Source organism: Bacteroides zoogleoformans (assembly GCF_002998435.1).
Classification (GTDB): Bacteria; Bacteroidota; Bacteroidia; order Bacteroidales; family Bacteroidaceae; genus Bacteroides; species Bacteroides zoogleoformans.
The window spans coordinates 2,916,576-2,930,103 of record NZ_CP027231.1 but is presented as its reverse complement, the minus strand read 5'-3'; the positions used below and the strand labels follow the sequence as shown (position 1 = coordinate 2,930,103).

Annotated in this window: 10 protein-coding genes and 1 tRNA gene; 4 read left to right on the top strand and 7 right to left on the bottom strand. The window is 47.8% G+C overall.

What is annotated here, in order from left to right; genetic code table 11:
• Positions 1–48 precede the first annotated feature (48 nt).
• Both nusA and rimP read right to left on the bottom strand, forming a co-directional pair.
• Positions 49–1,308, bottom strand: a complete 1,260-nt coding sequence (gene nusA / locus C4H11_RS12210) for a transcription termination factor NusA (RefSeq protein ID WP_106042397.1) — start codon at positions 1,306–1,308, stop codon at positions 49–51.
• A 4-nt stretch (positions 1,309–1,312) separates the two neighbouring features.
• Positions 1,313–1,780: a ribosome assembly cofactor RimP gene (gene rimP / locus C4H11_RS12205; RefSeq protein WP_106042395.1), complete on the bottom strand. Its 468-nt coding sequence runs from the start codon at positions 1,778–1,780 to the stop codon at positions 1,313–1,315.
• A gap of 501 nt (positions 1,781–2,281) precedes the next feature.
• Between rimP and C4H11_RS12200 the strand changes: the two genes are divergently transcribed.
• Positions 2,282–2,358 (top strand) — tRNA-Thr (locus C4H11_RS12200).
• Between the two features lie 150 nt (positions 2,359–2,508).
• Here C4H11_RS12200 and C4H11_RS12195 read toward each other — a convergent pair.
• From C4H11_RS12195 to C4H11_RS12180, 4 genes are all read right to left on the bottom strand, one after another.
• Positions 2,509–5,181 carry a transglutaminase-like domain-containing protein gene (locus C4H11_RS12195; RefSeq protein WP_106043404.1) on the bottom strand — a complete coding sequence of 891 codons (2,673 nt, stop codon included), beginning with the start codon at positions 5,179–5,181 and terminating at the stop codon, positions 2,509–2,511.
• A 460-nt stretch (positions 5,182–5,641) separates the two neighbouring features.
• Entirely contained in the window at positions 5,642–6,055 is a 414-nt protein-coding gene (locus C4H11_RS12190; protein WP_106043402.1) for a DUF2141 domain-containing protein, read from the bottom strand.
• Positions 6,056–6,157: 102 nt separating this feature from the next.
• Complete coding sequence (locus C4H11_RS12185) at positions 6,158–8,083, bottom strand: TonB-dependent receptor plug domain-containing protein (protein ID WP_106042393.1); 1,926 nt, start codon at positions 8,081–8,083, stop codon at positions 6,158–6,160.
• Between the two features lie 140 nt (positions 8,084–8,223).
• A complete protein-coding gene (locus C4H11_RS12180; RefSeq protein ID WP_106043400.1) occupies positions 8,224–9,126 on the bottom strand; it encodes a LytTR family transcriptional regulator DNA-binding domain-containing protein in 903 nt (300 codons plus the stop codon).
• Between the two features lie 218 nt (positions 9,127–9,344).
• Here C4H11_RS12180 and C4H11_RS14240 point away from each other — a divergent pair, with 218 nt between their 5' ends.
• The gene (locus C4H11_RS14240) at positions 9,345–9,485 is read left to right on the top strand and encodes a hypothetical protein (RefSeq protein WP_164996544.1); all 141 of its coding nucleotides are present in this window, start codon (positions 9,345–9,347) and stop codon (positions 9,483–9,485) included.
• An 83-nt stretch (positions 9,486–9,568) separates the two neighbouring features.
• On the opposite strand, the gene dinB is transcribed toward C4H11_RS14240, so the two are convergent.
• Entirely contained in the window at positions 9,569–10,657 is a 1,089-nt protein-coding gene (gene dinB / locus C4H11_RS12175) for a DNA polymerase IV (RefSeq protein WP_106043398.1), read from the bottom strand.
• A 267-nt stretch (positions 10,658–10,924) separates the two neighbouring features.
• Here dinB and C4H11_RS12170 point away from each other — a divergent pair, with 267 nt between their 5' ends.
• Both C4H11_RS12170 and C4H11_RS12165 read left to right on the top strand, forming a co-directional pair.
• Positions 10,925–12,865: a heavy metal translocating P-type ATPase gene (locus C4H11_RS12170; protein WP_106042391.1), complete on the top strand. Its 1,941-nt coding sequence runs from the start codon at positions 10,925–10,927 to the stop codon at positions 12,863–12,865.
• Positions 12,866–12,885: 20 nt separating this feature from the next.
• Entirely contained in the window at positions 12,886–13,332 is a 447-nt protein-coding gene (locus C4H11_RS12165; RefSeq protein WP_106043396.1) for a Fur family transcriptional regulator, read from the top strand.
• The last annotated feature ends 196 nt before the right edge of the window (positions 13,333–13,528 follow it).

Here is a 13,528-nt window from a genome sequence, read left to right as displayed (position 1 = left end):
TGAATAATGGAGAAAGAAGAAGTTTTCGCTCATCACTAATCGTTATACTCAACCTTCCTCGAACTCCTGTTTCAAAATGCGCAATACCTCGTCCACCGTTTCCTCTTCAAGATCAGTCTTTTCAATCAACATCTCGCGGGGGGCGTTCAAGACAGCCTTTGCCGTGTCAATGCCGATAGCCTTGATGGCGTCAATCACCCAGCCGTCTATCTCATCACGGAACTCATCCAGATAAATGTCCTCATCCTCTATCGTTTCGTCCAACTCGCGGAACACATCGATGGTGTACTCGGTCAACATGCTGGCCAGTTTGATATTCAAACCGCCCTTACCGATAGCCAGCGACACCTCTTCCGGCTTCAGAAACACTTCCGCTTTATGTTCTTCTTCGTTCAAGCGAATGGAAGATATCTTGGCTGGACTCAGGGCACGCTGTATGAACAACTGGATATTCGACGTATAGTTGATTACGTCTATATTCTCGTTGCGAAGTTCGCGGACAATGCCATGAATGCGGCTGCCCTTCACACCCACGCAAGCGCCTACCGGGTCGATGCGGTCGTCGTAGCTTTCAACGGCAATCTTGGCACGTTCGCCGGGAATGCGGGCAATCTTCTTGATGGTAATCAGTCCGTCATTGATTTCGGGTACTTCCATCTCGAACAGACGTTCCAGAAATACGGGTGACGTACGACTTAGAATAATCTTCGGATTGTTGTTCTTATTGTCCACGCGTGCCACCACGGCACGGGCTGTCTCGCCTTTGCGGTAGAAGTCGCTGGGAATCTGTTCGGTTTTAGGCAGCAACAACTCATTGCCTTCGTCATCCAGCAGCAGCATTTCTTTCTTCCAAATCTGGTAGACCTCCGCATTGACAATGGTGCCCACCTTATCAATATACTTATTATAGAGGCTGTCTTTCTCCAATTCCAAAATCTTGGATGCCAACGTCTGACGCAAGTTCAAGATGGCCCGACGACCAAAATTGGCAAAAATCACCTCATCCGTCACTTCTTCGCCCACCTCATAGGAAGCATCTATTTTCTGTGCCTCGCTCAAAGATATTTGCAAGTTCGGATCTTCTACATCACCGTCTGCAACAACTTCACGATTACGCCATATCTCGAAATCCCCCTTATCCGGATTCACGATCACGTCATAATTTTCATCGGTGCCAAACATCTTCGCAATCACACTGCGGAACGACTCTTCAAGCACACTCACCATCGTGGTGCGGTCAATGTTCTTCAATTCCTTAAATTCCGAAAATGTATCTATCAAACTGACAGTTTCTCCTTTTTTGGCCATAGTCTTATTTAAAACTGATTAAGTATTTAGTATATTTTATTTCCTCGTACGTAAAGTTCAGATCCTCGTCCACCATCTTAGGGCGTTTGGCTCCTTCTTCTTTCACCTTCTTGCGGATGGTGACGACAAAGTGCCGTTGGTCCGCCTCTTTCAGCACTCCGCTGAGTTTCCGTCCGTCTTTTGTCAGCACCTCCACCTCGCTGCCCACGTGGTTGATGTATTGCTGCAGCACCTTGAAGGGCTGCCCGATGCCTGCCGACCCTACTTCCAGCTCATAGTCTTCTTCCTCACGGTTCAATCGGGATTCAATGTAGCGACTCAACTCCACACAGTCCTCAATCCACACGCCCTCCTTGTGGTCTATTTCCACCAAAATTTTGCCATCCGGGCCGATGGTTGCTTCCACCAGAAAATACTCTTTTCCTTCCAACCACTCGTTTACAATCTGACAAATCGTTTTCTTTTCTATCATAAATTAACCTATAAGAACGAAAAAGAGGAGCTTGATTGCCCCTCCCCACCTTTCATCCGTTTCCGTTTGCAAAGATACAAATAATCTCTTCGACTACAAAATATTAGAGAGAAAAAGAATGATTTAACAAAAAAGATCCGCATATCCTCCGTATCACCTCCGTATATCCTCCGTATATCCTCCGTATCAACTCCGTATCATCTCCGTATCATCTCCGTATAACCTCCGCATACATAGATACGGAGGATACACGAAGATGACAAGAGGCAGATAAGGAGCAAATACACACCCGATGCGATGTAAGCTGTAGGGAAAGCGCTTTCCGGAAAAATAAAAGCAAAAAACAACGCAGACCTATTGGAGATCTCAAAAAAAAGCGTACCTTTGCAACCGCAAAAACGGGTAAGTCCTATACGGCCAGCTCCCTTCGAATCCTCCAGGGCTTGATCGCAGCAAAGGTAGTTGGTTGTAGCGGCGCGATATAGTAAGCTTACCCACCCCGCCTCTTTAGCTCAGTTGGCCAGAGCACGTGATTTGTAATCTCGGGGTCGTTGGTTCGAATCCGACAAGAGGCTCCAATAAAAAAAGGAGACTTAATGTCTCCTTTTTTTATTGGTTCATATTTCAACAATCTACACTACGTTATAGAATCACTTATTTTTCACACGGTTTCGCTATTAGAAGCGCATTCCCCATTCTTCTTTTTGAGGGAATTTACCTAAGACTTTTCATAGATTTTCAACAGTCTTCATCAGTTGTTCCCCTAATCCTATGGTATATCCTTGCGAAACAAAGACCACACGATTGAACGTATCGGCAATGATGAATATCGGCAACGTCTCCTTGTGTTTCAGCTTCATGTTATTCGCAATCTGTGCGGCGATGCCATCGGTGTCGATACCATAGCGGATGGTGGCGGGCAGACCGGGGAAAGAAGCGGGAGCAAACTTGCCTGCCTTGACCTCATCGGGGAAGAGAAGCACCATCGGACGCCCCCATTTCTCCAACTCATTCTTGAACGCGGCAATGTCGCGTAACGCATGGTTGGTGGGTTCTTGATTGACGCCCAAGACACCTACGACGAAATAGCCTCTTCCGCAAACCTGCAACAGGCTTTTTTTATCTGTTCCGCCATCGCCGGAGCGAGGAGTAAAGAGCGATTCGGAATTGAAGTTCCCGATGACCTGCACCTCATCCTTACGCTCGCGCATCACTAATTCAATCTTTGTTGTCTGTCCCGGAACGATACTGAAGAAAACAGTCCGGGAAAGTACAGCCCCGCTGGCAAGGCGCGTGCCAGTCACCAACACATAGTTTCCGGCATCCAATGCCGTACCGTCTTTCAAAAGGCCGGCCCATGTAGTGCCGCCTCCCATATCCGCATCACCCTCTTCATAAGAGAGTAATTGCAGACGCCCTTGCGAAGTCAGCTTGGAGAGTGTGAAATGGGAGTAATATTTCGGATTGTCCAATGAGGCGATAGAACGATAGCCGGCCACAAGGCGGCCTTTTTGCTGCATATGGCTTTCAGGTTGCACTTGGTCGAAGTTCACATCCACAGCCCCGTTTGCCGTCATCAGCTGCACTTTTCCGGTCACTTCATCGATGCGGGCCGGTATCGCCATGCTGCGTGCCATCGAAACGAAGAATATATCGCGGCTGTGAGCATCGGCCACTCGTGCCTTCCACACACCTTCAGGAGTGATGGGCGCTCCTCCCAGATTACACTCTTTCTCTATCCGTATATGCTCGGCCACCCATGCCACCAGTTTCATCGGATCAGCCTCATAAGCCTCGGCATCGGCTTTCGACACGGCATTCTTGAAGAAAATTTTATATGGCGTAAGTATCTCATTGCTCACGCGCGGATTGCGTACGTACTTGCTGAAAAGGCTGTTATCCTTGCACATGGGGGACAACATGTGGTCTATGAGCACCTCCTTACGAACATCTCGCAAGTCTTTGGCCGAAATTTGCTGCAGGAGGTCGAAACCGCCATGCTTTGACTTTTCGGAACGCAGCCGGGCCATGAAATCGAATATGACCCGATGATTGCCCCGGGAAGCAACCAACAAGCGGGAAGCAAGTTCTGCATCCAACTTATAGCGTTTGGCAAACTCACGTGCCGCTTCATCGGTCATAAACGTAGAGACATACGCATTTCGGATGGAGTCTTCACGAGCCATGCGGCGGTCGTTCTCAGCCCGTTGTTCGGGAGTCACCTTAGGCAAGTCGGCACTTTCGGGAGGCGGAACGATATCAAAATCCACCGTATGGGCTTCGCCGGCAGCCTTGTCCAGCTTCACCCGCAGTTCATCATCCTTGCCGAAAGAGAGTTTGGCATAACCGAACTTCCCATCTTTGGACACCCACACCAGCATATCGCCTTTACCTGCCGTCAGAAAGGCCTTTCCTTTCTCATCAGTCTGCTTGCGGGCCACGGTGTAAAACTCTGCATAATTATAAAGTTTGAACTCCACACATGCGTCGGCCACCGGATTGCCCTGTTCGTCCTCCACCATAACGGTAGCCTTAGCCGTCGATGCATAATTCTCCACTACATTGATTTCGGTATAGTTTGGTGTGACGGACATCACCTCTTCTGCTCCCTCGTAGCGTCCGAACACCTTGGTGTGCATCAACATGCCACGACTGGCGGGAGCGTTGAACCAACCAAGATTCAGCACCGGTTCCGGTTCGCAAGCGCCGAGGAAGTACCATCGTCCGTCGGCCCACGCTTCTACCCAAGCATGGTTGTCGTCCGTATGCGCCCAACGGGGAGTATAGACCTGACGGGCGGGAATGCCCACCGAGCGCAGGGCGGCCACCAGCAAAGTAGATTCTTCGCCGCAACGCCCGTAGGCAGTTCGCACCGTGGCCAAAGGCGAACTGGTGCGGGCATCCGAAGGGGTATAGACAGCTTTTTCGTGGCACCAGTGATTCACTTCCAGAATGGCGTCATAAAGAGAAAGAGATTTCACTCGATTTTTCAATTCTTCATAAAACACCACCCGTGCACTGTCCAATTGCTCATTGTTCACCCGCACCGGAAGCACAAAATGGCGGAAAATTTCTTCAGGGATGGTCTTTCCCCAAGGCATTTCCTCTGCTGCCTTCCGAGAGGCACGTATATTCATCAGATGGAACTCACCGGGATAGTCGGCTATATCAGCCAAAGGCATATAAGCATAAAGAAACTCCAAGGCTTCACGCTCATAGAGCGTTAAATCCATGTTGAACACAGTAAACAAATCACCATGCGGCAACATTGCCTTTTTCCGGCTGAAATCTTGTTCCACACGCCGACGATAAGCAGCATCGGTGATGAAAGAACGTTCGCCGCAAGCGGCCAGCAAGCACATCAATACTAAAAGGAAAGAAAATCGTGTAATTCGCTTCATCATAATCTATTATTAAGGTTGGGTCACAAAAATAGTATAAATCAGGAATAAAATAAAAATTAAAGCCCGCTTATTTTCTTCAATGCGAATTAAAAAGCCCTTAAATAGAAGAATGAACAGCAGAGGAGGAAGTCACAAAAGCAGATTTTCCCAAGAAATCCGAGCTTCATCCCACATTGAAAAATCACACCAAAAAGAGAGCATAAACAGACCTTGAAAAGCCAATAAAAAAAGAAAAGCCAAACAGGGTCTTATATGAAGACAACCTAAGTAATATACTTAGAGTACCTCAATCCTATACTTATGGTATCTAAGTCGTATACTTAGGTCTACCCCCGTCAGAAGCTATTCTGACAAGGGGTAGGCGGCCCTTCATTTTCATAGCCGGAAAGGATATTTGAAAAAGTAAACGAATATTACATTACCAATATCTCTACGACTGAATCATGGAAACATGCTTCTATTTCAAATGTATCATCAAAGTCGTATCTGCCGAAAAGGTGAAACGGCATTTGTCGTATGACGGAGGTCCCATAACACCCTCGGCATCATTGCTGAAACCATATTTCTCCGTAGGAATGCCATAAGCTCCGGTATCTAACCTTCCGTTTCCGTTTTCATCCTGAAAGAGAGAAACGGCATACGTCCCGACCGGTAACCCTTGACAGGGGATGGAAACGATTTTATCTTTCACGTCTATCCTGAACGTCGCTATCGGCTTTTTCATAAACGCCTCCTCCGAATTGTAGATGGCTACATAGAGATGCCCCTCCGCCTTTTCAATGCCACGAACCTCAATAGTCAGGTTCTGAGCAAACAACAGTGTCGTCGTGCCTTGAAACAGACACACTAAAAAAACAATCATTGCTTTCATTTTCTTCATTCTTTTAACGTTAATACTTGATATCTATTTGGAATCGTCTTATACTATATCTGCAAGTCACTCCATTGCATGCAACGGGATATTTCCATTCTCTTAAAAATTAGACACATCATACGCCGCTTTCTTCCCCAAAGTGACATATACGCCCACATAGAAGAAATGGTCTGCCGATGCCAAAATCGCTTTACCATCCACCTTGCCGAATTCATTCTTCCTGCACAGAATATTGGTGACGGAAGCGTGTATAATGACTTTTTTATTTGCCAGAAAAGTCACACCCACATCCAGACTATTGTAGGGTCTCACTTCATCATTCATCAACCCCGGCAATGCAGGATTATGATAAGGCCGCCCACTGCTGAAACGCTCGGTAAGTCCTATGATGGAATGCAAGCGGGGTACAGCATACTTCACGACCAATGAGGCATTATGCCGGGTGGTATACTGAGGAGTGGTCAGTTCCCGATAAGCCTGATACTTACGCTTGACTATATTATAAGTATAAGATAAGCGGTATTCCAAATTCTTGAATGAAGCCCCGTCGCGAAAGAACAAGTCGAGACCTTTGCTGTATCCGTAACCATCGGAGACAGGATGCCCACCCCTTGCACCGGCACCGGTTTCGTCCAACGCCAGCCGATCGTAATCCTTATAATAAAGTTCAGCTTTGCAGAAACGTCCTCCATCCTCATACTGCGCACCCAGATTATACTGCATACACACTTCGGACAACAAATCCTTTCGGCGTATCAGATAACTATTCTCGGGTAATTGCGTATAACGCCCGATGGTCCCGGACAATACCACATTACCTACGAAGTAGTTTACAGCCAAACGGGGCGAAAAGTTTATCTTCCGGTTCAACGACAGATATTCCATGCGGAAAGAGAGTTCCGCTTTCCACCGGTCCCCCAGATAACCATTCGTAGAAAAGAATCCGGCAAAAATAGCCGGGTACAACCTGTTAGCCTCCGCTACCTCTCCCAACAGATACCTATCCGCATAACCCCGCATATAACTTTCCACGCCCATATCCAACCGTAACACAGCCGATAGCCTCTTGGACGCCTTAGCTTTCAGATGCAGTTCCTGCTGCCGTTCCGACCAATGATCCCCCGAAGCGACCGCACCGCCGATTTCCCGGTAATAATGAGCGTAAGCCACCCCTGCAAACCCGCTCCACCCACCGGAAGCATGCTTGCGATACGTAGCATTGACATAAACATTGTCCTCACACAGCGCAAACAAACGGCGGGCATCTCCCTCATGAACAGATAAATCCGTCCGGTCATATTGTGCGTACACTTTCAGCAGCTCCGCCTCACGAGGAGCATAACGGAGTTGGGTGGCGGCGGAAAACATGCGGTATGGTTTCTCGAAGTCTTTCCTACCGGAATAGAATTCATCATACAGACCCAAGTTCTGATAGTTCAAATCGACTGACAGAGACCCGCCTCCGAAAGTCTTTGTACCCCCTCCGCCTATGCCGATCACGGAAGCGTTCACGCCCAGCTTATCGATCTTGCTGTAATCTTTCGTCTCAAGTGGCAGCACAGCCGAAAGCGCTTCTCCATATTCTTGCGATGCGCCTCCCGAAGCAAGGTTCACCCCACTGAACATGAACGTGGAGTAACGGCTGCGGGCAGGACTATTGATGCCATTCGATGTATAAGGATTCAGCACATGCATTCCATCGATAAAGGTCTGTGTTTCCCGACTACTGCCCCCACGCACCAACAATTCCCCGGTTTCGCCCTGCACTTGAGTGCCCGGCAGCGTTTGCAAGGCTTTGTATAAATCTCCGTTCGCGCCACCCACAGTGACCAGCTCCACAGGCTGGATATCGCTCCAACGGCTGTTGGCAACCGGAGTTTTCCTGCCTTTCACCACCACCTCTTCCAAAGCGATACTGTCTATATGAAAATTCAGACGCACCGTATCAGTCACATACTTCTGCGCAAATAAAGGATGCATCAGGAGCAATTCGCTCAAAACTAAAAAGAATGTTTCACTTCTCATGATTTTACCCCATTTATCCGGTTTTCTGCCGCAAACATAAAGGAAGGATACAAGACAAAAAAATATCCGGGACAGACAGCCCGGATATGTGACGACCAACAACTTCTTTGTGATGAACAGTATATTTCCGTGACGAATGACTACCTTTTTATCCGGTTTTCAATCAATGTTCTCACCTTTTTGGCATAAGCGCGCGAAACGGGTATTTCCTCTTCGCACCCTTCGAGGCTCAATTTATATCCCTGTGAGTTTCCGACTACTTTCACCACCCTCCTTACATTTACAAGAAATGCCCTATGGCTGCGGATAATGAAAGGGCAAACCGCGACAGCTTCCTCCGCCTGCTTCACGGTGGAACGCAACAGCTTTTTGACAACCGGTTTTTCTCTGTCCGGACGATAAGCCACTTTGATATAATTCCCCTCTGCCTCCGCATAAAGAAAATCTTCCGCTACAACATCAAAGACCTCCTTGCTCCCTCCGGTGAAAGTCAATATTCTCCCTGAAGAAAACTTTTCTACCAGTCTGTTCTCCATGTCTTCCAAAGACATTTCTTTTGAAAGATGAAGATTTATTTCCGTAGCTTCCCTCAAGTTACGGGTCAGTTGCAGGTTTCGATTCCACATCAGAAAAAACACTACAGGGAACGGAGATAGCAGCAACACCCACATTGAACAAAGCAAAAACAAGCTGATATTCAAAGCAACTCCAAACAGAAAAGAAGTGTATAACCAAATGCCAATGATAACCATAAAACAGGTGGTTAAAATATTCAGCAAGTTTTTTCCTAACGTCCATCTCTCTTCTCTATAATAGGCAGGAAACAGTAAAGGAAACAGATAAACCACCGAAGACGATGCAAGCAAAGTGACCACCCCATAGCCCAGCAGTACGGGAAATTTACTATACTGCATTTCCGAGATTCCAAACGGTTGCAACAAATACAATATCAGAAAAATAACAGCCGAAGGCAGCACCACCGCCTTCCAGCGTTGATAGAATATCGGATAGGGGCTTCTCAGGAGTTCTGCCAATTTGCTCATAAACATGATAGGTACACAATTATACAGACGCAAAGATATGCAATATTTTTGTTATATACAGATTGCAATCTACGCCATTCTAAAGACAATAAAGGGGAAAAATCTATTTTTTATGTTATAAAACATGTTTTATCGAAATAAAGTCGTATCTTTGCAGTGCGAAAGAAAAAAGTAAAACCCGCTTTCCGAAACGCGGAAAGCACAAAAAGAAGACAATTATGAAAAAGAATGCAAATGAAATCATGATGTTACAGTACCAAATCAAACGCTATCAAGCAATGGGCAACGGTACTATGTGCCAGACACTGAATGGCAAACTTCAAAAGCTGCTTACAAAGCAGTCTCACTTTACCATGTAAAAAACACCTTTAAAATAAAATGAAGGAAGGGCGGAAGACCGAAATGGTCCTCCGCCCTTCTTCTTTATATCACTTCATATTGTTCACCGGTCAGTGAATTCAAAACTCAATTGTTCCCAGACACCGATTCCCGCCTGCCTCTCTTCATGAGGATTGGATACGGATAAACCTATCAGTCGGATGGGGTGATACTCATACTCCACTTCTTTCAACAGTTGTTTTGCCAAAGGAAGAATCACATCCAGAGAAACCAGTTCCTTAGGCCGGGTGATACTACGGGTTATCTGACTGAAATCATGGAATTTAATCTTCAAGGTCAATGTATTTCCTCGAAAATGCTTGTGTTCCAACCGCTCCACCAGCTCTACCGCCACATGATACAATTCGATGATGACCGAAGAACGTGTGTTGATATCTTTCTCCAATGTATGTTCGCATCCTATGGATTTACGGATGCGCACCGCCTCCACCGGGCGCAGGTCTATCCCACGGGCAAAATCGTAATAGGCAGCCCCCGCTTTGCCGAACTCACGGGTCAACATTTCCAAAGAACGGCAACGCAACTGTTCGCCATTATGAATGCCCAGAAGATGCATCTTTTTAGCCGTCACCGGCCCTACCCCCCAGAAACGTTCGATGGGCAATCGCGCCACAAATTCCAACGCCTGAGAAGGATGTATGGTACAAAGTCCGTCCGGCTTCCTATAATCGGAAGCAATCTTGGCAAGAAACTTATTGTAAGACACACCGGCGGAGGCCACAAGACCGGTGCGTTCCTTGATTTTCTTCTTGATTTCCTCGGCAATATCTACAGCCAAGAGAATGCCGGGTTTGTTTTCCGTCACATCCAGAAAAGCCTCATCCAGCGAAATCGGCTCGATGATATCCGTATATTCATGGAAAACCTCATGTATCCGGCGGGAGACGGACTTATAGACTTCCATCCTGCCCGGAACAAAGATAAGCTGAGGGCACAACCTTTTCGCCTTCAGAGAAGACATGGCGGAACGTACTCCGAATCGGCGTGCCTCATAGCTGGCCGCAGCCACTACCCCGCGTTCCTCCACACGCCCCACGGCAATGGGCTTTCCCCGCAATTCAGGATGGTCACGCTGCTCCACAGAAGCATAAAACGCATCCATATCAATGTGAATAATCTTACGTTCGTTCATCATCCCTTAACTCTCGACACAAAGATACTGCATTTTTCCTTATATGAGATTCTCCGGCAGAACAATATCCACATGCACACCCCATCCTGCCCATATCCATTCCGCACCTATGGCATGCGGAGCAGACACGGTCCGGGCACGAAGAAAAAAAACGGATACGGCACAATGCGATGTCACAGAGGTGGCGGAATATGGAATTTTGCAACTTAGTTGCATTCTTTTTCCGTTATCTTTGCATCAGAAAAAGAAAAAAATGGAGGAAACGATATGGGTTGCAATTGTTGTTGTACACACGAGCATGCAGCAGAAAAAGAGAAAAAGAGCAGTTTGCTGAAGGATTATTGGAGAATCATCCTCTCCGCCCTGCTGCTTTTCGGAGGCATAATGTTGAATGCAACAGACGTTGCTTTCTTTCAAGAAAAACACGCGGCATTCTGCTGGTATTTGTCGGCCTATCTGCCGGTAGGATTGCCCGTTCTGAAAGAGGCATGGGAGAATGCCGTACGAAAGGATGTCTTCAGCGAATTTACCCTCATGTCCATTGCCACCATAGGAGCTTTCTACATAGGAGAGTATCCGGAGGGCGTGGCCGTAATGTTGTTCTATTCTTTGGGAGAACTCTTTCAGGAGAAAGCGGTGGATAAAGCAAAGCGTAATATCAGTGCTCTGCTGGACGTGCGTCCGGAAACGGCAACGGTAATAAAAGATGGCAAAGCGGTGGTAGAGGCCCCACAAAGGGTAAAGGCAGGCGAGGTCATCGAAGTGAGAGCGGGCGAACGAGTTCCTTTGGACGGTGTGATGCTGGGTGAAGCGGCGGCCTTCAACACATCTGCACTGACGGGAGAAAGCGCCCCTCGCAACATACGGCGAGGCGAAGAAGTGCTTGCCGGGATGATTTCGACCGACAGAGTAGTAAGGATGCGGGTGACAAAAACTTTCGAGAAGAGTGCATTGTCACGTATTCTGGAATTAGTACAAGACGCTTCCGAACGAAAAGCGCCGGCCGAACTCTTCATCCGCAGATTTGCACGTATCTATACCCCTATCGTCACCGGATTGGCCGTGCTGATTGTTCTGCTTCCTTTCATCTATTCCTTGATAATCCATGAATATCCTTTCAACTTCAACGACTGGCTGTACCGGGCATTGGTATTTCTGGTCATCTCCTGCCCGTGCGCATTGGTGGTAAGCATTCCACTGGGATATTTCGGCGGTATCGGGGCTGCATCCCGCCGGGGAGTGTTGTTCAAGGGAGGGAATTATTTAGATGCCGTCACCCGAATCAACACCGTGGTATTCGACAAGACGGGCACACTGACCAAAGGAGTTTTCGAGGTACAATCCTGCGAAACGCAGCCGGACGTGCCGGAAGAAGAGCTGATACGACTGATTGCCTCGGTAGAGCGCAACAGCACACATCCCGTAGCCAAAGCGATTGCAAATTACGCCGGACAGAGAGGGATAGAGCCGATGGCCGTGTCGGACATTACGGAAATCGCCGGGCATGGTCTGCAGACCTTTATGGACAATAACCGTATTTTAGTGGGCAATACCCGGCTGCTGGACAAATTTCAGGTGAAATATCCCGATGAGCTTTCGTCCATTGCCGATACGGTTGTGGTTTGTGCCGTCGGAACAACCTACGCCGGGCATCTGCTATTGTCGGATACGCTGAAAGAAGATGCCCTCGAAGCCATTGAAGAGCTAAAGGCTTTGCGTATCAATAATATTCAGATACTGTCGGGAGATAAGCAAGGCATTGTCTCTGACTTTGCCCGAAAGTTGGGAGTGACACAAGCATACGGCAACTTGCTGCCCGACGGAAAAGTGAAGCACATCGAGAAGTTGCGCCAGGATGTAAGAAACCGGATTGCTTTTGTGGGCGATGGCATCAATGACACTCCCGCGCTTGCCCTCAGCCATGTGGGCATTGCCATGGGCGGATTGGGCAGTGATGCCGCCATCGAAACCGCCGACGTGGTGATTCAGACAGACCAACCGTCCAAAGTAGCTACCGCCATTCATGCCGGCAGGCAGACACGCCGCATCATACGGCAAAACATATCCCTGACATTCGGCGTGAAACTGCTTGTGCTAATCCTCGGCGCCGGCGGCCTGGCCACCCTTTGGGAAGCCGTCTTTGCCGATGTAGGGGTTGCCCTCATTGCAATAATCAATGCCACACGCATACAGAAACTGATAAAATAGGAGGAGTTGCAAGAATGATGATAGAAGAAGAAAGATGCTTGGACCTTTTAGCAAAAAGAGAGATATCGCCTACCGCCATAAGGCTTTTAGTGCTGCAAGCCATGTTGCAGGCAGACCGCTCCGTATCATTGCTCGACTTGGAAAACATGCTGGATACTGTTGACAAATCCACCATCTTCCGTACTATCATGTTGTTTCTCTCCCACCACCTGATACATAGCATTGACGACGGAACGGGCTCATTCAAATATGCAGTATGCAGCAGTAGCTGTTCCTGCGAAGTGAACGACCTGCACACACATTTCCATTGCGAGAAGTGCAACAAAACGTTCTGCTTCACCAACATTCCCACTCCGATAGTGAAGCTGCCGGAAGGTTTTACATTAAACAGCATCAACTATGTGTTGAAAGGGCTTTGCCCCGAATGTGCCGCAACAGAAGACAAAGGCGCTCATCCTCGACGATAGACAGCATAAGATAGTCCCCCCCTTAAATACCCGTATTTCAGAGGACGTCTTCCTCGTATATGCGACGTGACCTGTCTCGTATATGCGACGTACTCGGTCTCGTATATGCGAGACCGAGTACTACCGGTTATTCCTTTCAGAAACGCCTTAAAGGTCGTTTTGCACAGGTGAAATTCATCAAGTTCAAGTCTCGTCC

Coding starts and splice junctions, on each gene's coding strand:
- dinB (WP_106043398.1), bottom strand. CDS start 10,657: ATGAACGAACGTAAGATTATTCACATTGATATGGATGCGTTTTATGCT.
- rimP (WP_106042395.1), bottom strand. CDS start 1,780: ATGATAGAAAAGAAAACGATTTGTCAGATTGTAAACGAGTGGTTGGAA.
- nusA (WP_106042397.1), bottom strand. CDS start 1,308: ATGGCCAAAAAAGGAGAAACTGTCAGTTTGATAGATACATTTTCGGAA.
- C4H11_RS12195 (WP_106043404.1), bottom strand. CDS start 5,181: ATGAAGCGAATTACACGATTTTCTTTCCTTTTAGTATTGATGTGCTTG.
- C4H11_RS14240 (WP_164996544.1), top strand. CDS start 9,345: ATGAAAAAGAATGCAAATGAAATCATGATGTTACAGTACCAAATCAAA.
- C4H11_RS12170 (WP_106042391.1), top strand. CDS start 10,925: ATGGGTTGCAATTGTTGTTGTACACACGAGCATGCAGCAGAAAAAGAG.
- C4H11_RS12190 (WP_106043402.1), bottom strand. CDS start 6,055: ATGAAAGCAATGATTGTTTTTTTAGTGTGTCTGTTTCAAGGCACGACG.
- C4H11_RS12185 (WP_106042393.1), bottom strand. CDS start 8,083: ATGAGAAGTGAAACATTCTTTTTAGTTTTGAGCGAATTGCTCCTGATG.
- C4H11_RS12180 (WP_106043400.1), bottom strand. CDS start 9,126: ATGAGCAAATTGGCAGAACTCCTGAGAAGCCCCTATCCGATATTCTAT.